This is a genomic window from Bacillus cereus group sp. BfR-BA-01347 (assembly GCF_022663835.1).
GTDB classification, from domain to species: domain Bacteria; phylum Bacillota; class Bacilli; order Bacillales; family Bacillaceae_G; genus Bacillus_A; species Bacillus_A thuringiensis_K.
This window is the reverse complement of the sequence record NZ_JAKUGG010000031.1, coordinates 16,781-41,411: the sequence shown is the minus strand read 5'-3', so window position 1 is coordinate 41,411 and position 24,631 is coordinate 16,781. Positions and strand designations below refer to the sequence as shown.

The following is a 24,631-nucleotide window of genomic DNA, read 5'->3' as shown; positions in this document are numbered from 1 at the left end:
GCGTCAATAAAAAAAGAGACAGACCTAACATATTAAGTCTGTCCTCTATTTCACTACAATTTTAAATTTTGTTCCATCTGGTAAATCACTTACTTTACTACCTACATAAGATCCCGCCCCACGATTATCAGCTGGTGATATATAGCGAATATCAGCACCTGTTCCACCTTCCTGACACATCGCCATCGGGTACTCGTCGCGGTCGTATCCTTTCTTTACAGGTACATTTGCTAAAGACTGTTTTCTTCTCTCTGAAGCACCCTTACGATCTATTGTACAGATATCCGTTTTCCCATTTTTGATTGCATCTTTTATGTGTTCTGCTGTTTCAGGGAACCTGTCAGAAGGCAGTTGCAAAACTTCTTTCACTTCCCCTGTTGCACTTCCATTTAAAACCTCTTTCACTTCACTCGCTGTTCTTCCATTTGCTGCCGCAAAATCCACTATATCTAGTTTATACCCAACAATTAACGCTACAACAACTAATATACTGCTAATCGTTTTTTTAAATTTCATAATTCCCTCCTAGTTAGCCCTCTAGTTTATAAAACCGTCCCACCAAAGAGAAAAGCAACTACCCACAACCATACAATTACTCCTTTGGTTTTCTAGTTACGATTGGCACGTCAAAATTAGCTAAATTTTGTTTGTAAACACGGGGTTGTCTATTCGGATTCTGCATATCATAAAAACTTTTGAACACTTCTGTCATTTTATTAACTTCTTCTTCCGGAAGATGTCTCCACGGCATACCCTCATCCCATAAAATAAATTCCCCTTTTTTATCAGAGCACCCTTTAACATTACATTTTTTTGATTGATCGAACATTTCTCCTTCTCCCTTCCTACAACATTAAATTACTTCTTTTCTCCTTTATTATCTTCTTCATATTCTACAGGTGTATCAACAGTATAACTTGCTGTTTTATCTTCCTTATACCCTATAACATTTTTCCTTAGCAATTCATCAATATATTTTTGCACTGTATCCTTAGACCAATACGGAACCCCCGCTACAGTTACATCTTCTTTTACAAATTTCCCACGTTTACGGTACATGGCAATTTTTCGTTGATTATAATTCAACCCCTCCCCTTGCAATAATCTTCCAAACTCACTTTGCGTTACGTAATCTTCTGCCGACAATATCAAAGAATGGTCTACATTACGTATTAGATAGGTGTCATATTTAAAATAATGCGACAATAAATCTAAGCCGAATACTAATCTTTCATCATTTAAATATTTATATAACAACCTCATATCAAATGAATTTTCTTCTGGTTTTTCAAAAAACCAAATCATTTCTAAAAACACTCGTTCCTCCTCTGTATTTAAAGATTCAAAAGCTTGTTGACTTGTAAATAAATTTTCATACGCATGTATATGTTTTTCTAGTTGCGGAAAATGTTCTAGAACTAATCTCGTTGTTTTCGCCATAAAAATCCTCCTTTAGCACAACCACTAAACGTTGTTGTACCTTACAACAATTTTAGCATATACAGTTGTAAGGTACAACATTTTTAGAAGAATAATAAACTGTAACCTCTCTTCTAATGACTCATTAACACACTGCGGAATGTTCTTTTATCTTTCATCACTTAATCTTTAGGCTCTACATCAATGTCATAACATCTAATGTGTATATAGGTTTTATCCTCTTTCACTTCAACTCCAATAACTTTCCCCATTACTCCAACTACTTCTGTAGACTGTTTTCCACTTCTAATAAACCAAGTCAATTTCTTAAAACGTTTTTCCAGTTCTGGGACACCGTTTAAATCTACCCTTAACTCTATTGGTCCATAATCCTTGTAATGGTCTTGTATATCAAAATACCCGTATTCATCAAATGTGAAAAATTGTTTTTTGTGTAACCGTCCTTTAATAAAAACTATAGGACTTACTATTCCCTCTTCAAAATCTTTCTGTAACGCATCATATGTACCGCGATAATAAAATTGTTTATTTTGAAGCAACTCTCTTATTACATTCTTTCGATGATCGTGAGGACGATCAAAAGAAGTGTGATAAAGCAAATCTGCTGCACTGTCCAGGGTAACTGTTTTTTCTTTGTTAGGATCTTCTATCGTTTTAACCGGACCCGATTTAACCGGATTTACATTTTTAGATGCCGCTTTCTCACCTTTTATGCCAACTTTATCATTACTTCTTTTTTCTTTATCGTGGAAAGACGGTGGTTTTAATTGAACTTTTAGCTTTTTCCCTAACTTTCTAATCCGCCCTGACGTTTCATCAACCGGAAGATAATTATCACAGTCCATATCATGCTCCGCATCTTTTGAAGGTAATCTATAGTAAGGGCTTTCTCCTCCTGCATGAACCATTTGTGTCTCACACTCCATACAATAAAAGGACCCGTGATTTTTCATATCCTTTGTGACATCATGACAATTCACTTCTATTTTCTTATTTGGATTTGCATAACTTCTATAGTATGCATCTCTCATCGACTTACTTCTCCCCATCCAAACGCCTCCAATTCTTTTATTCATATACATTAAAATCATAGCAAAATTGGAATTACATGTCATTTCAAGCATTTAGCAATCTCATAGATTACAGGAATACTAACCGAATCCCCTGCTTATCGACAAGGTCAAACATACAAAAAAATCTTATATTCCCCCCTTAAAAACTAAGGGGGGAATATAAGGTTCTATAACAATTACGCTATATTACCCTGCAAAACTTTTTCTCTATTACCTAACACATTTAGTAATCTATCTAACTCTTGACTAGCTCGTACCACCTCAGGCGATGTAAGTCTATATTTTTGCGTTAACCATACCATTTCCTGTCTTTTTTTCTCAACTATTTCTCTTAATGCTGTAATGTTTATATCCTTCATCATTAGAAAATCCGCCCTTTCATTTCGAATTCCCCTCATTTGTTTTTCAAAAAACATTCCTTTATATTTAAACGAAATCATTCCACTCAATGTAGTTATAAACATTGACTAGAAATATTTAAAAATGCATATCTTAAAAATAAGATATTATTATATCATATGTTTTTTCTGTTATTATCCCTAGAATTTATACAGTCTGTGAATTGATAAAAAGAGGGAGTAATTTATTTAAACCCATATTTTTTGTTGTACTTTTATACATTCTCGCCTTTTTCCTCACTGTCAACTTATTAAAGTATAAACATCTACACATCTATATAAGAATTTCTAATGTTTACGGATTTACAGCCCTTTAATAGATAAAAACTACACACCTACTAAATGGTATGTTTTTATAGATTCCCATCACGAAACAAGCCTTACTTCATAAAAACTACCGTGTCTTTTATCCAACTTATATCCCGCTTTTTCAACCAATTCATGCGTACCAGCAAACAACAATACCTTTCCAATTGGCAAAATTGTATTTAATTGCTCTTTTGTAATTTCCTCAAGATCATCATTATCATAATCAGTTACTCCACTTGTACATCCAGAAATCATAAGAATATATTGTTTTTCTTTTGGGTTTTCAATCACTTCCATATCCCAACAAAAATCTAAAACACCTAATTGCTTTTCAAAACCTGGTAATCCAGATACTCCTTTTCTAATTAATTTTCTAATTCCTTTTTCTGTCTCTGTTCTATGCTTGACTGTAAAAATTCTTGTCGCCACTACTAATCCCCCTTTAATTAAAGTTTGAACATTCAGAATTTTATTTAGATGCCTTATACGCTTTACATATCCAAGGGTCATCACATTCTTTTATATCCTCAGCAAAGAATATTTCCACTTTTAATTTCAATCCATTTCCCATCATTACCTCGCCTTCATAAGCACCTTCTATTCCATCGAGACTCTCAGCCTTATCATCTACAATACCCCTCCATTCTTCCGGAAAACTATCGAAAAAATGTTCAACAGCTCCTTCTAAACTCAAATGATTCCCGTATGTTCTTTCATGAATTAAATTCTCTTCCGCTGTATGCCCCTTATCCCCTGAACAAGCAAATGCATAACGCTCTAACGATAAAGTGCGTACATCCCCTTTTTCCGTTAAAACAATCTCAATTCTTTTTATACCTTCTTGCTTTTGTATTTCCTTGTCGACTTGTACATCTTTTCCATCAAACTTAATCATTTATCATCGCTCCTTTTTCAAATCTGATTAAATAATGCTTTGTCTCAAGATCATCCTAAACACCCATCTATTAATAAAACTTCATTTTCACAATCATAAAATCGTTTATACAATTCGTGAGTTTTCTCTTTCACTTCGGACTTCCCATGATTTTTAATATACTTAGCCCATGCCTGCTCATGCGCTATCTCTACAGGAAATCCCTCTTTTTTAATCTGTCTAACACTGTCGCCAGCTACAACTTTCACATATAATTCAAACGATTTTTCTAGTGCAGCAACCTCATTTTTTTCTTTAATTACTACAAGCGCGTAATACTCATGTTTAGTAAATTCAAAATATCTTAAATCCTTCTTCTTTACACACTCTTGGCAACAATATCCCCCTTGTTCAAACGGTAATAACTTATTAGTATCTGTTCTTGGCGCTCTACCATCTGTGTTAGTTTCATGAAGAAAAGCATTACACTTTGGACAAGTATGCAAACTCTTTTTCATAACCCCGATAGCTTCATCTACCTTATACGGCGCTAATCCATGCCAGTTCGAAACGTTGGCCAGTGCTTTATAATACTCTTCTCTAGAAACTCCATTTTTCTCTGCTTCTACTTCACCCATACCTAAAATCTTAATTGTTTTCATCTTTTATTCTCCCTTTCTCTTAAATTAGGATTTTATATTAAATCTCGAACATTCAATGGATCCCCTAGTAGTTTTTATTCCACTTTTCCAAATTTATTTAGCCCTGTATTTGTATGATAATTTGTTGTAACACGAGTCACAGTAATTATCACCAGATTCTGTTGCTACTCCACGTTCAATCGTTTTATCACAAACCTCACATAATACATCCCAATTTTCACGTTCTCTCATGATTTCCATCTCCTTCTTAATAAAATTCAAATTTGATGAAACTCTACTAAATAACAATTTTGTTATAAATTCCTCATAGCTCTTTTAATTTTTATAACTCTAATAATTAATAAAATCTGTATTAATAATAAAATCCAGGGAACCGCATAAATAACAACTATAAACCAGCTGGGAAGAATAAATGTTTTCTCAATCAAATAATCTATAAGTGTAGTGGCAACAATGGATATTGTAAAAAAAAGGATAGACGCATAAATTTTATTTAATTGTTCATTCAAACCTGTTAGTTCCTTTTTCTCCATATATCTTTACCTCCCAAACAAAATTCAAATTGTATAAAGTTCACTCAATATTTTTAGCACTTGGAATATGAGATTTCTTATATGCTTTTTGCGTATCATTGGTAATAGCTATACTGACTATAATTACTACAACCAAGTACTCAATGTATTTAAAACCTGTACATCCTACAGCAACTATACTTCCGATAATAAAAAGTATAGTTGTAAGAAAAGAAATGATAAAAATACGTTCGTACCTTTTAGACTTTCTTTCCCGTTCTTTTTCTTCAGATATTTTTTGATTCTCAATAGACATTTCGCATTACTCCATTTCTTTCCAAATAATGCTTTTACACGAATTCCGAACTTTTATACCAAATTCAAATTGTATTACGACATTTTCAATACAATCGGCTTGCTAAGTTCCTCGTTTATTTCTTCCAACTCTGCAATGTAAAATCTGATTGCTTGTTTAACATCCTCATTATTCGTTTTATAGTTAGCTAAATTTTCTATTGCAGACTGATTAGACTCGATTGCCCTTTGCTGTAAGGTTTTCATATTTGTAATAAAAGACTTTTTACTACTTCTATTTTCTAATAAAGCACCTGGTAACAAACTCTCTCCAGGGTAATTCCTTTTCCCTTCAAATTCTCCATTAACATTTCTACCAAGAACATTAACATTATTTAAATTCATTTCGTTTCCTCCTTTATTTTTTGTAAATATGGTGATTCCTTTTATTTTTCGTTTCATATAGACTTAGATATCATTCGGTGTTAAAATGACTTTTTCGAGTACATTGAACAGCAACCATGTTCAACATCAATTACCCAAAACGCTCTGACCCTTCATGTCAGGGCGTTTTCACATTTAGATTGACTATTTCATTTAAGAAATTAATTCTTTTGCTGCTATTTCTACAAATTTAATATCCACCTCTACAAGATATTGAATGTATGATCTTCTCGCTTCCATATATTCTTCTTCATTTTCCCACCTTGCATGACCACTATCACAAAATACAGAAAACGATACATTTTTCAGTGGACTCACCAATTCCGAATGCTCTTGTTTATCAAATATCTTTTTCGCCTTTTCTTGAGCATTTAAGACTTTCTCTTTCGAATATCCACCTACATATAAATAATGTGGAATATTTATACCCAAAACAGCTCTCTCCTTTCTAATTTCATTTTTTCTACTTGCTTAATCCTGAGATAAGAGATAGACCAATCTTCATAAGTTTAATAACTTGTTGTAACTTACAACAAAATTAACACATATTGTTGTAAGTTACAACAATTTTTCCAAAAAATATATTACATCACTACAAGAAACCTTTAAAAACCAGCGTTTCCAGTGTGTATATTTTTTACATTCAAATTTTTACACATTCATCTTCTTGGACTTCTTGAACTTCTATTTCGCTATCAACCTTTTCATTTTTACCTGGTTTTAATCTCTTGAACTTTTCCATCGCTTCACAAGCTGTTGTTGCTTCTATTCGCATTTCCCGCACGCGTACCTCCACGCTTTTCAAATCAAATTTTTTCATCCATACTTTCCTCCTTTTGAACTTCTGAGCCTTTAAGGGCCTTCTGTTCCATTTTTAATTGCAAAATCATAATCTTCTACAAACCAACCATCATCCTCTAGTACTAATTTTAATTTCATACTGTGATTTTCTTTTTTCTCTTCACCTTCTATATTCATGACATATTCATATTCCACTGTTACATCTGCCTTATTTTCTGCCGATCTAGTGTAATATGTCTCTTTTACATTTGCCTTTGTTGTGTAATGAATAGCTGAATCATCAATACGCTTATGAGCATCTTCGTCTGTTTGGAAAAGCTTTTGTTCCGCTTCACTTTTCACCATCTTTTTTAATTTCTTTAATCCTTCTTGCTCCTTATCTTTACTATCATACGTAAGTAATGTCTCGACAAAGTGCTTTGCAACCTCTTGTCCTTTTTCCTGTGTATTCTCACTTAGCAATTTCACTCGTTCCTCTAAGTCTTGATTTTGATTCTTTAATTCTTTTATTTGAGCTACTAGCTTAGCTTTCTGTTCAAGCGATTCACTTTTTAAATTGCTGTTACTATTCCATAACCAGCCACTTGTAATTATCAAAACAACAATGGCTCCACCTTGTACGACTTGTTTCATTTTATTCCCTCCTTATTACGGCATGTAGGGTGCTGGATCAACTTGACCAAACTTAAATGATGTTTTTACCTCAAAATGTAAATGCGGCCCTGTTACTTGCCCTGTCGCCCCGCACACACCAAGTTGTTGACCTGACTGGACCATTTGCCCTTGTTGAACCGAAAGTGCATCCATATGACCATATAACGTCCATAAACCTCCTTCATGCTCTAGAACTACTAAATTGCCATACCCGCCAAATCCAGAGCCACTAGCACCAAATGCCGCAAATCCAACTCGACCCGCTTTTGCCGCACCAATTGCTGTCTGCCCTCTTGTACATGCGTAATCGGTTCCTTTATGAATTGTGCCCCAGCGCGGCCCATATGGGCTCGTTACAAGCGGATTCCCTGGAATCGGTAAAACAAATCCATGCGAGCTAGGATCGCCAACACTTCCAACATTCCCACTCTCCGCCGGTGTACAGTTAAATGTAAGACCTCCTAGTTGCTGAACAAACTTTGTAACTAAAGTTGGCCACAACCCATTTGTGCCATGCGGATCATTGGCTGCGCCCGGCGGCGCATACTTCGCGCCAATCGCTTCAATCGTTGTAATCCCCATTCCAATATAGTTTTTATATAGATTACGAGCCATTCCACTTATACCTTCTTCTAACGTTGCGAATTGAATAAACCCTGTCATATTGGTACTTGCCGGATTCATCAATCCCCCTGGATTGTTATATTTTTTAACTGCATTACTTGTACCATTTCCAGTTTCCAACTTAGCTATAGCGGTTAATAAAACCGGATCAATATTATTTTGTGTACCAGCATCAATAAATGCCTGCCCTTTACCGGTAAATACACCACCCAAATGCGGGTTTAAATCGTCTGCCACTAATGTTTTTCCACCTGGTCTACAAATCGTGCCACCCATCAAGGGGGCATCGCCCCCCGTCGCCGGTGGTTTCGGTTCTTGCAAAATAGCGATAAAAAAGAAGGCGAAAGCAAACATTACCAGAATAGGAAGTCCAATGAACATGAATACCATCTTTTTCATATCACTTCCCCCTTACTGCTTTCCGCCAGCTGTATTTCTATTTCTAGGTACTTTTATACTTGCTGGCTTTTCTGTTCGCATATCTTTTATACGCTGTTGTTGCTCCTGTACTTCCTCATGCCGACGCCCTTTACTTATGCTTTCTTTCATATTTGTCTCTTGAGTATGCCTTTGTTTCTCCTGGCGTTTTTCGTTTGCGGCTTGTTTAGCTGGTTCATTAGTCTTTACTACCTGTTGATTCTCTTTCTTTTCTTTCACTTCTTTTTCTGGTTGATTCTCTTGACCACTCGTTTTTTCCGGTTCAGAAAGCTTCTGTCTTGTATGACCCTCTTTTCCACCAACTGTACTTGGCACTGCCGATGGTACTGAAGAACCTTCTTTCTGTTCCGGATTCTCTCTTGTTCTTTCTAATTCTGGTCCTGCTTCTGAAATTTGTGGTGTATGAGCATCCTTTCCTTCAATCGTACTGTCTGCCCCTTGTGGCGCTTGTGTTTCGCTATCCATTGGTTGTGGCGCTCTTTCTTGATCTTGTTCTCGAATTTCAGAAGAACCATGCTCTTTCCCTTCTATCGTGCTGTCTGCTCCTTCCGGTGCTTCCGCTTCACTTTCAATTGGTTGGGGCGTTCTTTCTTGATCTTGTTCCGAAACTTCAGGAGAACCATGTTCTTTCCCTTCTATCGTGCTGTCCGCTCCTTCTGGTGCTTCCGCTTCACTTTCAATTGGTTGGGGTGTTCTTTCTTGATCTTGCTCTCGAATTTCAGAAGAACCATGCTCTTTCCCTTCTATCGTGCTGTCCGCTCCTTCTGGTGCTTCTGCTTCACTTTCAATTGGTTGCGGCGTTCTTTCTTGGTCTTGTTCCGAAACTTCAGGAGAACCATGTTCTTTCCCTTCTATCGTGCTGCCCGCTCCTTCTGGTGCTTCTGCTTCACTTTCAATTGGTTGCGGCGCTCTTTCTTGGTCTTGTTCCGAAACTTCAGGAGAACCATGTTCTTTCCCTTCTATCGTGCTGTCCACTCCTTCTGGTGCTTCTGCTTCACTTTCAATTGGTTGCGGCGTTCTTTCTTTTTCTTCCTCTGAAGATTGCTTTTTCAGATTCTCCTTACCTCCCACACTAGCATTTCCACCTTCCGGTCTATTTTGTTTCGTTCTACCTGTACCTTCCGTAGATTGCTCTGTTGGTGGTGAACCATCCACATATCGATTTATCGTGACATCTATTACTCTTGGATCAGGTTTTTCTACTCTAGGTGGCTGTGTACTTCTTCCTAAACTCGTTATTTCATTTCCACCTTGTCTATTTCCTTGTTGATTACGTCCTTGACCACTTTTCCGCAACAATTTACCAGCCGGACCTGCAACCTTTTCCAGTCCTTTTCTTGTTAAACTCGTTATTTTTCCAGCAGGTTTCTTCACACCTTTTTCATAGGCTTGTTTCATCATACCTCCATCAACTGTAGACACTTTCCCACCAGTCGCAACTTGAATAATCTTGTCTCGATATTTAAACACAATAAACATACAAGCTGCGGTTGCAACAATGTTTAACATATACATATCAGGTGTTGTTGGTGGAATAAAACCTTCCATCAATTGAACAAGTACGAAAATGAATAAGATAGCGATTCCAACAAAAGCTTTCACAAAGAATAGTCCTACCATTCGTTCGAAGTTATGCCAACCACTGTTCGCCAACCTCGGTAACAATGCTAGTAAGAGCGAGACACCCAGTATTGTTGAAAATGCCAATACAAGAATTTGCACTCCTACATTTAAAAACGCTAAGACTAACAGTGGAATCCCTAATATCAAAGAGAATGCAAAGGCACAAACTGCGACCCCTATTTTCGTTGATACTGTACTAGGTGCCATATACAGATTCTTTAATTTATCCGCTTCTTTTTCAGCTATTTCAGCTCGTTTTTTATATCCATCTTTACTTACCCTATATTGTAATAAATCGTTAATTCGATTTTCTCCCTTTTTATCATCTCCTGTTATTGCTTTTTCGTCCGGTGTACCATAGTTCATAACCAAGTAACTTTTCTTCACTACCAAATTAAAGTATGAATTACGTAAAATCGCTAATGAACCATTTAATTCTTCACCTTTTTTGATTTTTTGATCCGCTAAAGGCGTTCCTGCTTTCATAATAGTAGCTTGCACTTCATTACTGAGACCATTCAGAGTTTTCAAATAATAACCTGCATTCGCAAACCAAATCGTTGCTACAGCGATTACAGCTAGTAATTGTAGCGTCGCTCTTCCAGCTTTCATCCCGCTTTTACCTACACTGTAATAGATAAAAATTTGTATCACTGCAACTGTTATTAATAAAATCCCTAAAGATTCGAACAAATTGTTATATACTAAACTAGATACTTTCCCAATTTTATCAGCTGCCTGATCAACTAGAGACAAGCTATATAATTTTTCAATCGCTGTATCGATTAAACCCGCAATCATTTTAGTTAAGCTAAAAAACATATTTGCAATTGCATTCAATCCCCGATCCAGGGTTTCACTAGAAAATGGGTTCCAAGAATCTTTTATATGTGTTACAGCTTCGTATTGTTCATAATCAAATACTTTCCCATCTAACTTAACACCACCAGATTCTACGTGTTTAGGGCTGACTTTTTCGTCAGAATCGTCAGCCATAACACGAAACGGAATGAATGTAACACAGATTATAGTTAACAAAGCTATCCATATTTTAATTTTATGCTTCATTAATTCCTCTCTCTCTTTCATTCACAATTTTCTTCATATACAGGTTTTTCTCCTGGAGACAATTTCCCTTTCGTTGCATAATACGGTAACCATTTATATGTGTCTCCAGATTGAATATAATATTTTTCAAGTGTATGATCTTTTCTGATTTTATACGCAATCTCAATAATTTTCCCATCTTGATATACTTTCGTGCATGTTTTATCACGTTCTACTTTCTCAATATCTCTTTTTGCATCTTTTATATCTGCGGTTTCTAAACTCAACACCTTGTCAATTGCTTTATCATAGGTATTAGAACAGCCACCAATAAAAATTGATATACCAAGTGAAAAAATCATCATCTTACGCTTCATTTACATCATTGCCTCCTCAGCCATCGCCGAATGTGATTTCTCAACTGTTTTAAAGGCTTCTGCCCATTCGTCGAATAAGCAATCTACCGCAATTTTCCCAACTCGCCCATAAAAATCACTGAAGATACACTGACCTTTCATCAAGTTTTTCAACATATCACGATGTATTTGAGTGTTTTCAAGATTCAAATATTTCAAAATATCTTCTCGCTCACTTTTTTCATCAAAGGCAAACGTTACACCGAAGTTTCCTCTATCATCTTCTGTTTGTACATCACCTACAGACTGCGTTACAAGAATAAGCGCATTTTTATAAGATCGTCCTACACGGCGCATGGATTTCGTTAACTTCTTTCCTCCACGTGCACTTGTAATCATCCATGCTTCATCAAAGATTTCTGCGGTTCTTTCTGATTTATCTTTACTACCGAACTTTTCACAGAATTTAGCAAGTGGCAACATCAGACACAAACTCTTTCTCTCACTATCGGTATAATATTTAGGGTCATCATCTTGTTGCGGAAGATCCAGCCCTTCAATTTGAAGAATATTAACCTTGTGGTTTAAATTCATTGCTTCTGTCTCACCATATGAGAAAATCAATTGAAGTACACTATTTTGCGTTAATTCATATAGCAAATCTCCAGCATCACTAATCTCTTTTTCATTGTTCTTTCGTAGTTTTTCGATAACATGCATAAATCCAACCTTTTCTCCTTGCGCGCGGCTCTCAATGACATTAGTTAATGACTTTAAAAGGGCGGTTTTAACGTTATCTTTCCCACTCATATCATAAATTTGTTCTACAATCCCTTGTGCTAAGTCTTTTGCTTCAGCTCCCTCTAAGAAGCAAATCGGGTCTAAAGTCCCCCAGTTGGCAGGGTCCTTTACATCTAGTGTAACATAATGGAACGTTTTTAAATGCTCTACGAAAAGCGGGAAATTCTCTTGAATATACGGGTCGTTAATCGCTCTTTCAAACCATTTTTGTAGTTCTGACTTTGGATCAACATATAGTAGCTTCACATCTAGAAATGTTAGATACATAAACAGGAGTTTAACCAAGAATGATTTCCCTTTCCCTGTTTCTCCAGTAACCGCAATATGGGGACTATCTGTAACGGCTCCTGCTATCCCTTCATTCGCTATAAACGGATGGAACAATACAATGTCACGACTCTCTGCAACAGATTGCTCTCGTTCTACAGCTGTTGTAATATATTTGTCTACTCTTCCAAAGTAAAAACCAGTTTTTGTCCCCATCTCATTTGAAACGGCAAATAAGTTTTCTGCGAAAGAATGATGCGTTGTCCACTGGACCCAATTCTTTTCAAATTCTAAAGGCTGACCATGTAAAAACTTATAGAACAGCTGTAATTGATCGGCAACGGGTTTGACACACTCTATATCGCCACTCTTCATATGACGAATCACCGCTTGCGCTCTTTCTTTACAAAGCGCTTTCGTTTTCCCATGTACAACAATAACCGCAACCCACTTCATAAAATAGGATTTATCATTAGAAATCTGATTTTTCGTTCTATTCAGGACGTATGAACCACTTGATAAATGATCATCTTGATCTTCTCCTGCTTCATATCGATCATTATCCGTTTCTTTAAACCGCTGTTTCACCATGTTTATTTTTCTTAGTGCAGTATGTTTTTCAACATATTTCGCCTTCACATGAACCTCTACAGGAAAAGGAAGTTGTTGCGCTCTATGAAATAGATGTGTACCGTCCATATTCATCGGAAATTCGTCTACAACGACATTCGCAATAATGCACTTACCATCGCCATTCTGTAGCTTCAAAAACCCCATTTCCGTTGGATCAATGATACAATCTGTGACATTCGTAATTCCTCGTTTTTTCTTTTCTTCTTCTACTAAGTGGTGAATATCACGTAAGAAATTATATCTATTTACATAAATCACTTCATCTTTCGTCAAACGTTTAAATCCGTATGACTGTACTTTTTGAAACACTTCTTTTTCCAACTCTTCAAACCGATCATAAAACTCTTTAGAAATGGTTTTTTCCCATCCTAAAAGATTCACAAACGTGTCCGTCACAGAACCAAAAGCATTTTTTATAATCTCTGTAACATCTTCACTTCCATATAGCAAATGACTCCGAATCCTAACTGTTAAAATAAATTCATATTTTGTTACCGAACCTAATTCTGCTTCTAAAAGTTGTATTGTTTCGTTACTGTAGTAATTCGCAATATCCTTTGTTTGAGGATCAAAATCTTTTTCTAAACTTGCAAATCGTTCTTTTAAATTCATATCCAATGGATACATTTCCAAATGAATATCTTCATATTTTTGCAGTTCAGCAAATAGTCTTGCGAAACTTGCTTTGTAGTCCTCTGCCTTCTCATAATCCGCTGCAGGAATCATAATAGGAGTTGCCTTATAAAACCCTATTACATCTCCTTTAGCAGTCAACATGAGGTTTTTATGGGCATCACGAAATGGACTTCTTAATTGCATTCATTTCACTCTCCTTTTTGTGGCATGCGTCTATTAGGACGCTTCTTAACCTCGTTTATACGTTCTTCTATTTCAATATAAATTGGCTCAATTCTAATTTCTTTTTGATCGATATACTCTACAACTTCATCATTGCAAAATCTTCTTTTCGGAAGATATACACCAAAGAAGTAATTACTAAAATCATATAAATAATACGCAATTTTCTTCCCATCATACTTTTTCTGTACCAGGTATCCCCCTAAAAGATAGGGGATACCTGTATACAGAATAATCCATAATCCAGAAACCATTGATCCAATGGCCATAAAGAATTTATTAAATATCAACATGATGAGAAAAATCACAAGTGACACAACAAGCCTAACTAACGGAACACCAAACGGTAACGTGTAACGCCCAAATTTATAAATTGTAATGGGGTGTGTAAAAACCTGTTTTAAATTGTAATTTTCCTTTTCTGCCATATTAACCACCAAAGAACATGTCAATGATTCCTTTAAACGAACCTAACATCCCTTTTGGATTTCCAACTGTTACAAACGTGAAGGCTGCTACAACTAAGAAACCAATCATCTTACCCCATTTTTGTCTAAATAAGCAGACGACACAAATTGCAATACAAATGATTACAACTGCGTTTCCGCCCTCTTGAGATGCCCATTGCGTAAATCTTGATAAAGTTGGTAATCCCGCTCCTAATATAAATTGTGAATTCAACATTACTCATTTCCTCCTAATGTGTATTCCATTTTTTCTATGAAATATTTATCATCTTTCAACTTAACTTTTAATGTATAAACCTCTTTATTTTCTAAATCCAGTTCTTTTTCTTTGAAAATTGCATTTGTTTTAACGATATATACATCCTCTTGCTTCGCTGCATACACTTTTGTATCATCAATTCTTACAAACTGTTGAATACCATTTAAGCCTTTTGGTTCTTTCATCATATATTTCATGTCTTCAGACTTACTATCCGCATATTTTGCAAAGAATTCTTTCAGCCATCTTTCTAACTTGTCTTTTTTCACAAACTCAATTTCTTCTTCATCTACCAGTGGGTTATTAACAGCATCTAAACGTTTTGCTTGTAATTCTTCTGGTGCTGTCATATAAGGATTTTCAACTACAGCATATTTCCCTTCCTTTGCCCCAATTGGTATATTCAAGATAGCGTTATGCGCCACCTTATGTTCTTTTTCTACCATCTGTTGGATTGGTGGTTGCGCCGGATCAGGTTGGTGTGATTCTTCTACCTTATCAATTTTGATGTTTTCATAGGCAACCTTATACTGTAATACAGCGTAGTCTTTCTTATATTTCACATCGTATAAAACTTTGTTATTTAATTTTCTATAACCAGAAAAGTCTTTTTGTTCATCTACTTTCAAACCTTTTGCATATAGTTTTGAAAGTTCTTCTTGTCTTTTTTCACGATTTTCTTTCGGAACATTGATATACACATCAACAAATCTATTTGCGTACATTTCCAATTTAGGACTTGTATACACATCTTCTTTTTGCTTCATGATATCCTCTTTCATTTGTGCTACAGCTACTTGAGCACCCTTAGACTTCCCTAGAGCGTTTTGAGCACGCATGAAGCCCAAAACACCACTGGCGCTTACACAAATGATTACAGTCCATATAATGCCCTTTGCAAAGTTTGTTTTTTTAACAACAGGCAATGTACGTTTCTCTTTTTGACGTCGATGGGGTTTATTTTCGGCTATGATTTCAGCTGTTTTCCCCTTAAAATTACGTATACTCTCTAAGACGTTCACCCTATCACCTTCCTTCCTCTTCATCCCTTACTAAACTAATTACACCTAGTACGACTATAAGTAAGGCTGCAACGCCACCCATTCCGTAACTCTGGTATATTCCTGTGACTTTAATCTTTGTCCATTCCCACGCTTCTTGTGCCCCTGGAACATTTGCAAATATCCAATCCGAATACGTTACAAGTACAAAAACTGTAACCATGAATGAAGCAACAAACTTAAACATCTTTACTTCAACTCACTTTCAATACTCCTGGTACATTTACAAATAAGGATTAAACCAGGAATTTAGCCAACTTCAGGATAAAGTAAACAGCCAAAACGACTGTAATTACTACTAATACAGAAAAGAATCTTTTCATTTTTGTTTTTACCATACTGAGTGTGGATGCTAAGAAACACGCAAATAAGACGCCTTCAACATAAGGAAATTGAGAATACAACAAATACTTCAAATACAACGAGATTGAAGTCACATACCTTCTCCTTTCACAAGGTTATCTAGCGTTTCACCATCCAGATCCAGTACCTTTTCTACCTTTTCGAACAATCCATATACACTCATTGTTTTTTCTGCATGAATTGGATGAAGTATGTTAAAAACGCCCTGACTTAAACCTTTCAATACTTCTAATTCTTTTTGAGCTGCCTCTTTATCAATGGATTGCTTTGCAAACTTATTTGCTACTGAAGTGATCGCCAATTCAAACTGATCTAAAATTTTATCGACGAGTATTCTTTCATTTAACTTATCCATGTTTACACCTCATTTTGTTTCTTAGCGCTATTTTCACTTTCATAATTAGCCGCTACAATCTCCAACTCATGACTGGATGGTGCGTCTGGAAAACTATAGCTTTGCCCAACAATTTGAAAACCATATTTCTCCTTCAAGTTGAATGCAACATCTTTTGATGAAGCATCCCCACATTCTTGTTCCACTTTATTTAAAACGTCCTGAAGTTGATCTTCTGTTAATGTTTCTGGTACATCTACAACAACTTCATCAGCAAACTTCAATGTTTCTTCAATTTTCAATGTTACCTTTGCCATAAATATTCCCCTTTCTATTAACGTTCCTAACCTATAAAACTAGTTTTATAGCTACATAACACATAACACCAATTACTTGCCAAAATAGAAATGCGAGAGTAAGAGCATATTTACATCCTTTTGCAAAAGCTAAGGGATCATCAATGGAATGCCTAATTCTCTTCATAATTTTTCATTACCCCACACTCGTTTTGTAATATGCAATCCACACAACAAGATTAGATACAAAGAATACGGCATATTAGTCATCGCTACAATTTGTAGAAATGTCATTTCGCCTAAACCTTCAAAAAGTGGTACAGACATACCATTCTTATCTAAAAGTGCTCCAAACAATAGGAGGAACAATAGAATAAAATAGCTTCTTACAAGTTGCTTAATGAAGCCAAAACTAGACATAAATTCATTTAAAGAGTGTTCTTTTCGTTTTTGTAAAAGAAGATTTCGACGATCTTCAAATTCTTGACGGAAACTTTCTTTTTCTTTCGAACACGTTACTTCGGACCTCCCTTTCCAATACCATTGAAGGTATGAATCCATAAAGCCTTCACGTATGCAAATTTCTTCAGCTTTTTCCCATAGTGCCTTTTGATACAGGTAAGAATTTCTTCCGAAGAGTTCTAATATTAATTTGTTCTTTCTTCCTGGGTTTACGAACATTTCATATCCAGCTAATGCCCAAGCTAAATCAATTGCTTGTACGGTGTCATTTTCCTCACAAAATTGAGGAATTGTAATAACACCACCCACTCCGATTTCTTTCCCATTCTCTACACGTTTGTTAAAGCTATATTTCGTTACACCGCCATGTTCGACACACAAAACAGCTTGTTTAAAACTTTCCTCAATACGAATATCATTTTCTGCTATCCGCTGCATCAAAATTTCTTTTTGTGAAAGGTACATATAATCTTTCCTTTCCAATTAATCGGTTTTTACTTTCCATAAAAAGCTAGCACCAATACAACCTATCAAATAAATAAGTAACATTTTCAAAAACACTTCTATAACAATGTCATTCATCCCCATATTCCTCCCCTAATACTTGTAATGCACAAGCTATGAGTAAAAGAGGAATTAATACAAGCAAAGTAACTATATACCGGTATTTTCCTAACACCGACATCCTCTCCTTACATTGACTGTCCCTACGAAAAAGGGAACTATCTAGTTCTAAAATAGCTCCCTTTCCTTCCTTATATAAACTTTGATTACTCTGCTTTCTTTTCTGCCTCTTTATTCCGTCTTTTAAGTACATATAATCCACCTGCAAGAGCAATCAATCCTAATCCAACTAATGGACCAACTGTTTTCGCTCCACCTGTAGCTGCCATTACATGTTTTTCCTTTGGCTTTGGTTGTTCTGGTGTTAATTCTGGCTTAGGCTGTTCTGGTTGTTTAGGTGCTGGCTTCTCTTCTTTCGGTTGTTCTGGAGTTGGCACCTTTTCATTCTCAATTGTGTGACGGATAATCTGGTTATGTTCTGTAATTTCAAATTCCACTTCAGCTTCATGTAACACATAGCCATTTGGCGCTACAGTTTCCTTAAACTTATACTTCCCTTTCGGAAGCATCGGGAATACTGCTTTACCTTTTTCATCGGTCACTTTTTCAGCTATTTTCTTATTATTCTCATCGAATAACTCGAATTTAGCGCCTGGTAATTCCGTACCATCTGCCATATCAACTTTTGTGATTTCTAAAGACCCTGTGATTTTTTCATTTTCAATTGTATGACGAATGATCTCACCATTCTCTTTAATTGTAAAATCAACTTCAGCTTCATATAGCACATAACCATCTGGCGCTAATGTTTCTTTAAACATGTAGTCACCAGCAGGCAATTTTTCGAATATGGCCTTACCTTTTTCATCAGTCACTTTTTCAACTATTTTCTTACCTGTTTCTTTTTCAAAAACTTCAAATTTAGCACCTGGTAATTCCATACCGTCTACCATATCAACTTTTGTGATTTCTAAAGACCCATATATTTTATGATTCTCTTTTTGTAATTCAATCGTCTGTCCATCTTCACTAACTGCAAATGGAATTTCTTTTGAATCAAGAACAAATCCTTTTGGAGCTTTCGTTTCCACTAACTTATAGCTTCCAAATACTAAATTTTCGATTTGGATTACACCATCTTTATTTGAAGTATATTCACCTAAAACTTCATCTGTAGAACCTCTCAATTCAAATACAGCGCCCTCAATTGTTACTTCCGGATTTTCTGCATCTACTTTAAGAAGTTTCACATTTCCTTTGATAAATTTATTCGTTACTTCAAATGGTAGTGTCTTCCCATGATCTTCAATCATGAAATCAAACTTTTGTGAATTGATTACATAACCTTCAATCGTTTTCAGCTCTTTAAAGTAGTAGTGGCCGTAGCTTAAACCTTCTACTTTTGTTTTGCCATCTTTTCCTGTTTTCACAATTTTTATTACCTTGTTATTTTGGTCGTAAACACCGAATTCTACACCTTCAAGTGGCTTTTTCGATTCTTCATCGATTTTTAAGATTTCGATGTTCCCCTTAATTTTTTTGTTGATTACATCGTACTTCAACAATTGACCATCTTTATTTACTTTAAATTCGCGTTTCTCCGTGCCTTTCACGTGACCTGTTACCGTTTTTGTTTCAAGTAGGTAATACTCACCATAAGGAAGCTCTTTTGAAACAGCTACCCCGTTTTTATCTGTTACCATTTTAGCGACTTCTTTTTTATCTTTTGCGGAGTAAATTGTAAATTCTACTCCCTGAAGAGGTTTCTTTTCATCGCTTACTTTGGTCACTTGCACTTTCCCTTTGATTAATTTATTTACAACATCATATTTCTGTTTTTGGTTTAATGTTTTAATGTCAAAGTCTGTTTTACCTGTATCATACACATATCCTTCAAGACCTTTTGTTTCCTGAAAATAGTATTTTCCGTAAGGTAAATCTTTCACAGCTGCAATTCCTTTTGCGTCTGTTTTAACAGACGTAACAGCTTTATTCGTTTTTGCATCGTAAACCGTAAATTCTACTCCAGCAAGTGGCTTCTTGCTGTCGTCTTTTTTATGAATTTCGATGCTACCTTTAATTTTTTTATTCATTATCGTTACTTCAAACACAGCACCGTCTTGCTTGATTTCAAAAGGTTTCTCTGTTTTATCCGTTACATACCCTTCTAATCCTTTAGATTCCTTTACAGTATAGTTACCATAAGGTAAATCTTTTAATTCAGCGATGCCTTTGTCATTCGTAACAATAGTCTTATATTCTTTACCATCTTTATAGACCTTGAATTCTACACCAGCGAGTGGTTTTTCAGCGTCATCGTTCTTCGTAACTTTCGCAGAACCTTTTATTTGTTTATTCACATAAACAAACTTAAACTTGTCATCTGTTCCTTTTACTTCGAATTTTTCCTCTTTACTACTAGGAATATATCCTTCAAGACCTTTTGTTTCTTTTACAACGTAGTTTCCATAAGGTAAGTTATCAACAACCGCAATACCTTCCTTATTTGTCGTTACTTTCTTATACTCCTTGCCGTCTTTAAATAGTGTAAATTCTACACCCGCAAGTGGTTTGTTATGATCGTCTGTTTTGAAAATTTGTACAGACCCTTTCATCTTGTTATTAATGAATTGGAATTCATGAGAATCTTTATCTTCATTCATCACAAACTCTCTTGGCGTTTTATCTGAAATATAGCCTGGTAAAGCTTTACTCTCAACAATTTTATATTTCCCATAAGGAAGATTCTTTACCTGAGCCATTCCATTGTTATCTGTTGTTAAAGTATGAACTACCTCATTTTTCTCATTTAAAATCTGGAACTCTACACCCGCAAGTGGTTTGTTATCACCGTCAAGTTTTTTAACGATTACTTCACCTTCTGCTAATTTGTTAACAAAATCCAAAACAGGTGTTTTAGAATTCACCTTTACTTTTTTCGGTGTTGGATCTTTTAGATAGCCTTTAGGCGCTTCCACTTCAACTACTGTATATTCCTCAAACCATAAACCTTCCGCTCTTCCTCTTCCTTGATCGTCAGTTATGATTTGACGAACAACATCACCATTTGCATTCATGACATTAAATTTAGCGCCACCTAAGTTTTTACCGTTTCCATCCGTTTTGTGGATCTCGATAATTCCCTCAGATATCCAAGAAACTTGAGCATTTTCACGTATTGGATGTTGTTCTAACACAACAAGATTCATTGTGTGTTGTATTCCTTGATTATGAGATTTATACCAAAGAGTTTCTGTTTTTGTTAGATTACCAGTTACTTTGATATTAAACTGGCCAGTTGGTGCATCCGCAGAAACACGAACAAAGAATTTTTCTCCTGTCTCAAATTCGTTCTTTGCATTCCCTGCTGCATCAACAAAGTGTGTACCTGCTGGTGCATTGGCTGCTTCAACAACAAACTTCCCTTTACCATTTGTTTTTACTTCAAATGGACCAGCTTGTTTATATCCATCTTGTGAGTTTGCTACAAGATGATCTGGTGTTACTTCAAATCTCAAATCTTGTATTTCTGTACCATTACGTGCACCATTTAAAATTTTATCTACAGCTGTTTTAATTCTAGGATTCTTAAACTCTATCCCATCATAACGTAAATCTCCATTTACTATCCAAAGCGCTACCTGGGTTGCAAAATGTGATTCTTGCCAGCTGCTTGTTCCCAGTTCAGCATTTGACTTATTCGGATACCCATTTGTTAATACCCTATAATGTTCATCACTTAGACGCCCTTTTGGCTCAAGTTCATGACCATTCGGAGATGTGTACATCATTTCTAAGCAATATGCAATGTTGAATTCATCAATCTTAATCAAATCTGTTTCAACATACATTTTGCGATCTTTATTATAGACCCAACCTTTATTGTTATACTTTTCATGCCACATTTGTACACGGCTGCCGTCCGCATTCATAACAGCGGTTTCTACATCCGCACTAGCAACATTCGGTATGAACATAGATAACAACAGCATAAGAACGGTTAAAACGCTCAAATAAGGTTTGCTACGTTGAATGGCTGTAATCATTGGTTCACCTCTGATATTTATTTAATTTTCAAGGATCATGTAAAACTACTAATACCCCCACAAATATAAAGAATATTCTGAATTTTGAATATATAATTTAACTATGCATTTTTATGAATATTATTCGGCAAATTGCCGAGTTTTCATTTACAATACATAATTAGAGGGTTTTTTGCTAATTTAATCTAATACAAATACATAAACCAAGCAATTATCCTGTATCATTACAGGCATAATAATAAGTAGGATTAAACAAACTTTCGATTGGTACACCTAAAAAGTCTGCCAACTTTTTAGCTTTTTCTACTTTAATACCACGACGCCCAATTTCAATGTCGTATAGTGTACCTTTCGGAATTTGTATTCCATTTGAAACATCAGCAATTGTAAAACCTTTAGATTCTCTACATTTACGTAGGTTTGTTTTACTTTCTGTTACCATTTTTTTCACCTCCTTAATTACATTATATTCGGCATTCTGCCGAAAAACAACCCCAAAAGGATAATTTTTTATCCCTTCGGTGAATTTAGTATTAATTTCAAGAATTATTTTATGGTATAAAATACTATTAGGAGTGATATAGATGATACCAAATTATTTCGGAGAAAACGTGAGACTTTTAAGAACACTTAAAGGGTTAAACATGAAAGAATTAGGGCAAGATTTAGGCGTTGCCAGTAGCACTGTTTCCAATTGGGAACATGGACGTAAAGAACCAAGTTTTGAAATGTTACAAAAGTTGTCTATTTATTTTAATGTTAGCACTGACAGACTCCTAAATCATAAAATTAGTGATAATGAAGCCCTAAAAATTGAAGATAGAAAGGTTATCGTGGATCGTCTAGCACAAGATTTATATGAGAGTTATAAAAACGTGCCGGATAAGGATAAAGCATTTCTTGAAAATGAATTGATAGAGTACGCAAAATATTTAACACATAGAATTGAAACTAGAAATAAATTAAAAGATAAATAAGAGCTATGATTTGTTTTCATTAGTATTTTGTAAAAGAACTAATAGTTCACGATAAATATCTAAAATTTGATTATTTTTATCAATCATTTCATAGAACCATTTTTCATTAATTTGCATACAATTACCCCCAGTTTTTATATTGAATACATATTATTATTATTATTTTGGCACGAAATTTCTTTCATTATTAATAATGAACCACCCCATTAAAGCACGAAAGACGCTACTGATTAGTAGCGTCTTTTTCAGGAAAACGGGATTAACCGCCTCCAGGGTCAGTCATTTTGCACACCATTGTCTGGCTTGCATTTGCTGATTTATTTTGTTTTGAGCCTAGTAAATCACTTTGAAAAATTAATGTACAGATTACTACCGTGGATAACAACACGGCAACGAACTTATTCATGTACGGTCACCTCTTCTTTTAGTAGCTCTTTCTTAACGTATTGTGCATAAAAAATATTCCCCATTAGCTCAAATGACTCTAAAGCTTTTTTCAAACCTATTATATCATTATTGACCTTAGAATAAGAATATTGTTGAAAGGCCGAAAATTCTTTAAATTCGATTTTCATCTGCTCATATAATTTTATCCCCTTATTATAATCCCCATGCATACATTCAAAATAGGCCTTTTCTGATATATGTATTAAATCAAATCGAATTTCATCTAAACTCATGCCATTTTCAATATACAAATGAGCTAAGGTAGTATGAAACGCACGAAACTTTTGAACCTTTTTCGGCACTTCACATTCTTCACACAAAGCTATTGCTTTCTTTATATACTTTGCACTTTTCAATGGATCTTCAAACGTATAACTCTCACCTAAGCAACACCATGCTGTAGCCTTAATAATAGTAATATCCATTTCTGAATTTATAATTTCCATACACACATCACGACATTTTTTTAAATCATTTTTTAATAAATATATATAAGCTAAACGCTCTTTATATTTCATTTCTAAACAAGATTTTATATACCCTGAATTTAATTCATCCAGCAAAGTCTTTGTACGTTCTGCAATTGGAATAATAGCATTATAATTCTGTATATCATACATTGCTTCCATATTTAAAACTTTCAAGCACACTTGGCAATCTGTATCAGAAGAGAAATCTTGTTCTTCTATCTCATCAAGAAGGCTTTTACCTCTCGCAATATTCTGATTCCTCTTATTTTGAATTTTATAAACATCTATATATTTTTTTATCTCTTTTTTATCACTATGCTTTTGAATTATCTCATTTAATAATTCATATTCACCCATAGCATGGCAATAACAAAGCGCTTTTCTAATGTTTAAAGGTGTTTTACACGCGAGAATATACCTATGTATCAGTTCTCTTTGTTCACTTGAACTATCACAAAGAGAATGGACTAACTTTAAAAAAACTTCAAACTTAAATTCATCTGTTTTACCCCGAAGTCCATTATCAATAGTCGTCTTACTACTCCCAATGCTTTTAGCAAGTTCTCTACTACTTATTTTTTTATCTCTCTTGATTTCTAACAAAGTTTGCATTAAGTCTCTCAATGTAACGTTCCCTCCTTACCCCCTAGACCTACGTCTCACCATTAATTCAATTAAAAAATTTTAATCACATTAACTATCAATATATCTTTTAAATAGTATTTTTTAACATGTTTATACTATAATGTATTAAAAATGATGAGAATTGCCTATTAA

31 protein-coding genes are annotated in these 24,631 nt (G+C 35.0%); 1 reads left to right on the top strand and 30 read right to left on the bottom strand.

Translation table 11 applies throughout. The features are described 5' to 3' along the window. Positions 1 to 45 precede the first annotated feature (45 nt). The 28 genes from MR143_RS28970 to MR143_RS28835 form a co-directional block, all read right to left on the bottom strand. Positions 46 to 516: a NucA/NucB deoxyribonuclease domain-containing protein gene (locus tag MR143_RS28970; protein WP_242281151.1), complete on the bottom strand. Its 471-nt coding sequence runs from the start codon at positions 514 to 516 to the stop codon at positions 46 to 48. A gap of 76 nt (positions 517 to 592) precedes the next feature. Further along, positions 593 to 829: a hypothetical protein gene (locus tag MR143_RS28965; RefSeq protein WP_242281150.1), complete on the bottom strand. Its 237-nt coding sequence runs from the start codon at positions 827 to 829 to the stop codon at positions 593 to 595. Between the two features lie 29 nt (positions 830 to 858). After that, on the bottom strand, positions 859 to 1,440 hold the full coding sequence (locus MR143_RS28960) for a hypothetical protein (RefSeq protein ID WP_242281149.1): 582 nt from the start codon (positions 1,438 to 1,440) through the stop codon (positions 859 to 861). A 161-nt stretch (positions 1,441 to 1,601) separates the two neighbouring features. Then, entirely contained in the window at positions 1,602 to 2,489 is an 888-nt protein-coding gene (locus MR143_RS28955; protein WP_242281148.1) for a hypothetical protein, read from the bottom strand. Positions 2,490 to 2,689: 200 nt separating this feature from the next. Then, positions 2,690 to 2,875 (bottom strand): aspartyl-phosphate phosphatase Spo0E family protein, encoded by a 186-nt coding sequence (locus tag MR143_RS28950; RefSeq protein WP_242281147.1) that lies wholly within the window; start codon positions 2,873 to 2,875, stop codon positions 2,690 to 2,692. Between the two features lie 402 nt (positions 2,876 to 3,277). Next, entirely contained in the window at positions 3,278 to 3,649 is a 372-nt protein-coding gene (locus tag MR143_RS28945) for a hypothetical protein (protein ID WP_242281146.1), read from the bottom strand. 40 nt (positions 3,650 to 3,689) lie between these two features. Next, complete coding sequence (locus MR143_RS33310) at positions 3,690 to 4,115, bottom strand: hypothetical protein (RefSeq protein ID WP_308218775.1); 426 nt, start codon at positions 4,113 to 4,115, stop codon at positions 3,690 to 3,692. A 50-nt stretch (positions 4,116 to 4,165) separates the two neighbouring features. After that, positions 4,166 to 4,756, bottom strand: a complete 591-nt coding sequence (locus MR143_RS28935) for a hypothetical protein (protein WP_242281145.1) — start codon at positions 4,754 to 4,756, stop codon at positions 4,166 to 4,168. 93 nt (positions 4,757 to 4,849) lie between these two features. Further along, entirely contained in the window at positions 4,850 to 4,987 is a 138-nt protein-coding gene (locus tag MR143_RS28930) for a hypothetical protein (protein WP_242281144.1), read from the bottom strand. A gap of 62 nt (positions 4,988 to 5,049) precedes the next feature. After that, on the bottom strand, positions 5,050 to 5,289 hold the full coding sequence (locus MR143_RS28925) for a hypothetical protein (protein WP_098502029.1): 240 nt from the start codon (positions 5,287 to 5,289) through the stop codon (positions 5,050 to 5,052). Positions 5,290 to 5,329: 40 nt separating this feature from the next. Further along, positions 5,330 to 5,584 carry a hypothetical protein gene (locus MR143_RS28920; protein WP_242281143.1) on the bottom strand — a complete coding sequence of 85 codons (255 nt, stop codon included), beginning with the start codon at positions 5,582 to 5,584 and terminating at the stop codon, positions 5,330 to 5,332. Between the two features lie 74 nt (positions 5,585 to 5,658). After that, complete coding sequence (locus MR143_RS28915; protein WP_242281142.1) at positions 5,659 to 5,967, bottom strand: hypothetical protein; 309 nt, start codon at positions 5,965 to 5,967, stop codon at positions 5,659 to 5,661. A 192-nt stretch (positions 5,968 to 6,159) separates the two neighbouring features. Continuing rightward, on the bottom strand, positions 6,160 to 6,438 hold the full coding sequence (locus tag MR143_RS28910; RefSeq protein ID WP_242281141.1) for a hypothetical protein: 279 nt from the start codon (positions 6,436 to 6,438) through the stop codon (positions 6,160 to 6,162). Positions 6,439 to 6,649: 211 nt separating this feature from the next. Further along, positions 6,650 to 6,826 carry a hypothetical protein gene (locus MR143_RS28905; protein ID WP_242281140.1) on the bottom strand — a complete coding sequence of 59 codons (177 nt, stop codon included), beginning with the start codon at positions 6,824 to 6,826 and terminating at the stop codon, positions 6,650 to 6,652. 32 nt (positions 6,827 to 6,858) lie between these two features. Further along, on the bottom strand, positions 6,859 to 7,440 hold the full coding sequence (locus MR143_RS28900) for a hypothetical protein (RefSeq protein ID WP_242281139.1): 582 nt from the start codon (positions 7,438 to 7,440) through the stop codon (positions 6,859 to 6,861). 15 nt (positions 7,441 to 7,455) lie between these two features. Next, a complete protein-coding gene (locus MR143_RS28895) occupies positions 7,456 to 8,439 on the bottom strand; it encodes a peptidoglycan DD-metalloendopeptidase family protein (protein ID WP_374267639.1) in 984 nt (327 codons plus the stop codon). A 57-nt stretch (positions 8,440 to 8,496) separates the two neighbouring features. After that, positions 8,497 to 11,214: a CD3337/EF1877 family mobilome membrane protein gene (locus MR143_RS28890; protein WP_242281138.1), complete on the bottom strand. Its 2,718-nt coding sequence runs from the start codon at positions 11,212 to 11,214 to the stop codon at positions 8,497 to 8,499. Positions 11,215 to 11,231: 17 nt separating this feature from the next. Further along, the gene (locus MR143_RS28885; protein ID WP_130067659.1) at positions 11,232 to 11,570 is read right to left on the bottom strand and encodes a cystatin-like fold lipoprotein; all 339 of its coding nucleotides are present in this window, start codon (positions 11,568 to 11,570) and stop codon (positions 11,232 to 11,234) included. Next, positions 11,571 to 14,069, bottom strand: a complete 2,499-nt coding sequence (locus MR143_RS28880; RefSeq protein WP_242281137.1) for an ATP-binding protein — start codon at positions 14,067 to 14,069, stop codon at positions 11,571 to 11,573. 5 nt (positions 14,070 to 14,074) lie between these two features. Beyond that, the gene (locus MR143_RS28875; protein ID WP_242281136.1) at positions 14,075 to 14,536 is read right to left on the bottom strand and encodes a conjugal transfer protein; all 462 of its coding nucleotides are present in this window, start codon (positions 14,534 to 14,536) and stop codon (positions 14,075 to 14,077) included. A gap of 1 nt (position 14,537) precedes the next feature. Further along, entirely contained in the window at positions 14,538 to 14,792 is a 255-nt protein-coding gene (locus MR143_RS28870; RefSeq protein ID WP_242281135.1) for a TcpD family membrane protein, read from the bottom strand. Next, the gene (locus MR143_RS28865; protein WP_165365590.1) at positions 14,792 to 15,856 is read right to left on the bottom strand and encodes a conjugal transfer protein; all 1,065 of its coding nucleotides are present in this window, start codon (positions 15,854 to 15,856) and stop codon (positions 14,792 to 14,794) included. The genes MR143_RS28870 and MR143_RS28865 overlap by 1 nt, the downstream gene beginning before the upstream one ends. A gap of 4 nt (positions 15,857 to 15,860) precedes the next feature. Beyond that, positions 15,861 to 16,082: a hypothetical protein gene (locus MR143_RS28860; RefSeq protein WP_242281134.1), complete on the bottom strand. Its 222-nt coding sequence runs from the start codon at positions 16,080 to 16,082 to the stop codon at positions 15,861 to 15,863. Between the two features lie 246 nt (positions 16,083 to 16,328). Further along, complete coding sequence (locus MR143_RS28855) at positions 16,329 to 16,613, bottom strand: hypothetical protein (protein ID WP_130067653.1); 285 nt, start codon at positions 16,611 to 16,613, stop codon at positions 16,329 to 16,331. A gap of 2 nt (positions 16,614 to 16,615) precedes the next feature. Continuing rightward, complete coding sequence (locus MR143_RS28850) at positions 16,616 to 16,909, bottom strand: hypothetical protein (protein ID WP_242281133.1); 294 nt, start codon at positions 16,907 to 16,909, stop codon at positions 16,616 to 16,618. 162 nt (positions 16,910 to 17,071) lie between these two features. Continuing rightward, positions 17,072 to 17,815, bottom strand: coding sequence for a hypothetical protein (locus MR143_RS28845; protein WP_242281132.1), 744 nt, complete (start codon positions 17,813 to 17,815; stop codon positions 17,072 to 17,074). Between the two features lie 305 nt (positions 17,816 to 18,120). After that, entirely contained in the window at positions 18,121 to 21,960 is a 3,840-nt protein-coding gene (locus MR143_RS28840) for a SpaA isopeptide-forming pilin-related protein (RefSeq protein WP_242281131.1), read from the bottom strand. Positions 21,961 to 22,171: 211 nt separating this feature from the next. Continuing rightward, complete coding sequence (locus MR143_RS28835) at positions 22,172 to 22,402, bottom strand: helix-turn-helix domain-containing protein (RefSeq protein ID WP_130067649.1); 231 nt, start codon at positions 22,400 to 22,402, stop codon at positions 22,172 to 22,174. Between the two features lie 142 nt (positions 22,403 to 22,544). Here MR143_RS28835 and MR143_RS28830 point away from each other — a divergent pair, with 142 nt between their 5' ends. Beyond that, on the top strand, positions 22,545 to 22,937 hold the full coding sequence (locus tag MR143_RS28830) for a helix-turn-helix domain-containing protein (RefSeq protein WP_130067648.1): 393 nt from the start codon (positions 22,545 to 22,547) through the stop codon (positions 22,935 to 22,937). 259 nt (positions 22,938 to 23,196) lie between these two features. On the opposite strand, the gene MR143_RS28825 is transcribed toward MR143_RS28830, so the two are convergent. Together MR143_RS28825 and MR143_RS28820 are read right to left on the bottom strand one after the other, a co-directional pair. Then, positions 23,197 to 23,343, bottom strand: a complete 147-nt coding sequence (locus MR143_RS28825; RefSeq protein ID WP_165365589.1) for a hypothetical protein — start codon at positions 23,341 to 23,343, stop codon at positions 23,197 to 23,199. Next, positions 23,336 to 24,466 (bottom strand): AimR family lysis-lysogeny pheromone receptor, encoded by a 1,131-nt coding sequence (locus tag MR143_RS28820; protein ID WP_242281168.1) that lies wholly within the window; start codon positions 24,464 to 24,466, stop codon positions 23,336 to 23,338. The genes MR143_RS28825 and MR143_RS28820 overlap by 8 nt, the downstream gene beginning before the upstream one ends. Positions 24,467 to 24,631: the final 165 nt, after the last annotated feature.

Bases quoted from the DNA above. Each gene is read 5' to 3' on its own strand.
- MR143_RS28970 (WP_242281151.1), bottom strand. From the start codon at position 516: ATGAAATTTAAAAAAACGATTAGCAGTATATTAGTTGTTGTAGCGTTA.
- MR143_RS28965 (WP_242281150.1), bottom strand. From the start codon at position 829: ATGTTCGATCAATCAAAAAAATGTAATGTTAAAGGGTGCTCTGATAAA.
- MR143_RS28960 (WP_242281149.1), bottom strand. From the start codon at position 1,440: ATGGCGAAAACAACGAGATTAGTTCTAGAACATTTTCCGCAACTAGAA.
- MR143_RS28955 (WP_242281148.1), bottom strand. From the start codon at position 2,489: ATGGGGAGAAGTAAGTCGATGAGAGATGCATACTATAGAAGTTATGCA.
- MR143_RS28950 (WP_242281147.1), bottom strand. From the start codon at position 2,875: ATGATGAAGGATATAAACATTACAGCATTAAGAGAAATAGTTGAGAAA.
- MR143_RS33310 (WP_308218775.1), bottom strand. From the start codon at position 4,115: ATGATTAAGTTTGATGGAAAAGATGTACAAGTCGACAAGGAAATACAA.
- MR143_RS28935 (WP_242281145.1), bottom strand. From the start codon at position 4,756: ATGAAAACAATTAAGATTTTAGGTATGGGTGAAGTAGAAGCAGAGAAA.
- MR143_RS28930 (WP_242281144.1), bottom strand. From the start codon at position 4,987: ATGAGAGAACGTGAAAATTGGGATGTATTATGTGAGGTTTGTGATAAA.
- MR143_RS28925 (WP_098502029.1), bottom strand. From the start codon at position 5,289: ATGGAGAAAAAGGAACTAACAGGTTTGAATGAACAATTAAATAAAATT.
- MR143_RS28920 (WP_242281143.1), bottom strand. From the start codon at position 5,584: ATGTCTATTGAGAATCAAAAAATATCTGAAGAAAAAGAACGGGAAAGA.
- MR143_RS28915 (WP_242281142.1), bottom strand. From the start codon at position 5,967: ATGAATTTAAATAATGTTAATGTTCTTGGTAGAAATGTTAATGGAGAA.
- MR143_RS28905 (WP_242281140.1), bottom strand. From the start codon at position 6,826: ATGAAAAAATTTGATTTGAAAAGCGTGGAGGTACGCGTGCGGGAAATG.
- MR143_RS28900 (WP_242281139.1), bottom strand. From the start codon at position 7,440: ATGAAACAAGTCGTACAAGGTGGAGCCATTGTTGTTTTGATAATTACA.
- MR143_RS28895 (WP_374267639.1), bottom strand. From the start codon at position 8,439: ATGTTTGCTTTCGCCTTCTTTTTTATCGCTATTTTGCAAGAACCGAAA.
- MR143_RS28890 (WP_242281138.1), bottom strand. From the start codon at position 11,214: ATGAAGCATAAAATTAAAATATGGATAGCTTTGTTAACTATAATCTGT.
- MR143_RS28885 (WP_130067659.1), bottom strand. From the start codon at position 11,570: ATGAAGCGTAAGATGATGATTTTTTCACTTGGTATATCAATTTTTATT.
- MR143_RS28880 (WP_242281137.1), bottom strand. From the start codon at position 14,069: ATGCAATTAAGAAGTCCATTTCGTGATGCCCATAAAAACCTCATGTTG.
- MR143_RS28875 (WP_242281136.1), bottom strand. From the start codon at position 14,536: ATGGCAGAAAAGGAAAATTACAATTTAAAACAGGTTTTTACACACCCC.
- MR143_RS28870 (WP_242281135.1), bottom strand. From the start codon at position 14,792: ATGTTGAATTCACAATTTATATTAGGAGCGGGATTACCAACTTTATCA.
- MR143_RS28860 (WP_242281134.1), bottom strand. From the start codon at position 16,082: ATGTTTAAGTTTGTTGCTTCATTCATGGTTACAGTTTTTGTACTTGTA.
- MR143_RS28855 (WP_130067653.1), bottom strand. From the start codon at position 16,613: ATGGATAAGTTAAATGAAAGAATACTCGTCGATAAAATTTTAGATCAG.
- MR143_RS28850 (WP_242281133.1), bottom strand. From the start codon at position 16,909: ATGGCAAAGGTAACATTGAAAATTGAAGAAACATTGAAGTTTGCTGAT.
- MR143_RS28845 (WP_242281132.1), bottom strand. From the start codon at position 17,815: ATGTACCTTTCACAAAAAGAAATTTTGATGCAGCGGATAGCAGAAAAT.
- MR143_RS28840 (WP_242281131.1), bottom strand. From the start codon at position 21,960: ATGATTACAGCCATTCAACGTAGCAAACCTTATTTGAGCGTTTTAACC.
- MR143_RS28835 (WP_130067649.1), bottom strand. From the start codon at position 22,402: ATGGTAACAGAAAGTAAAACAAACCTACGTAAATGTAGAGAATCTAAA.
- MR143_RS28830 (WP_130067648.1), top strand. From the start codon at position 22,545: ATGATACCAAATTATTTCGGAGAAAACGTGAGACTTTTAAGAACACTT.
- MR143_RS28825 (WP_165365589.1), bottom strand. From the start codon at position 23,343: ATGAATAAGTTCGTTGCCGTGTTGTTATCCACGGTAGTAATCTGTACA.
- MR143_RS28820 (WP_242281168.1), bottom strand. From the start codon at position 24,466: ATGCAAACTTTGTTAGAAATCAAGAGAGATAAAAAAATAAGTAGTAGA.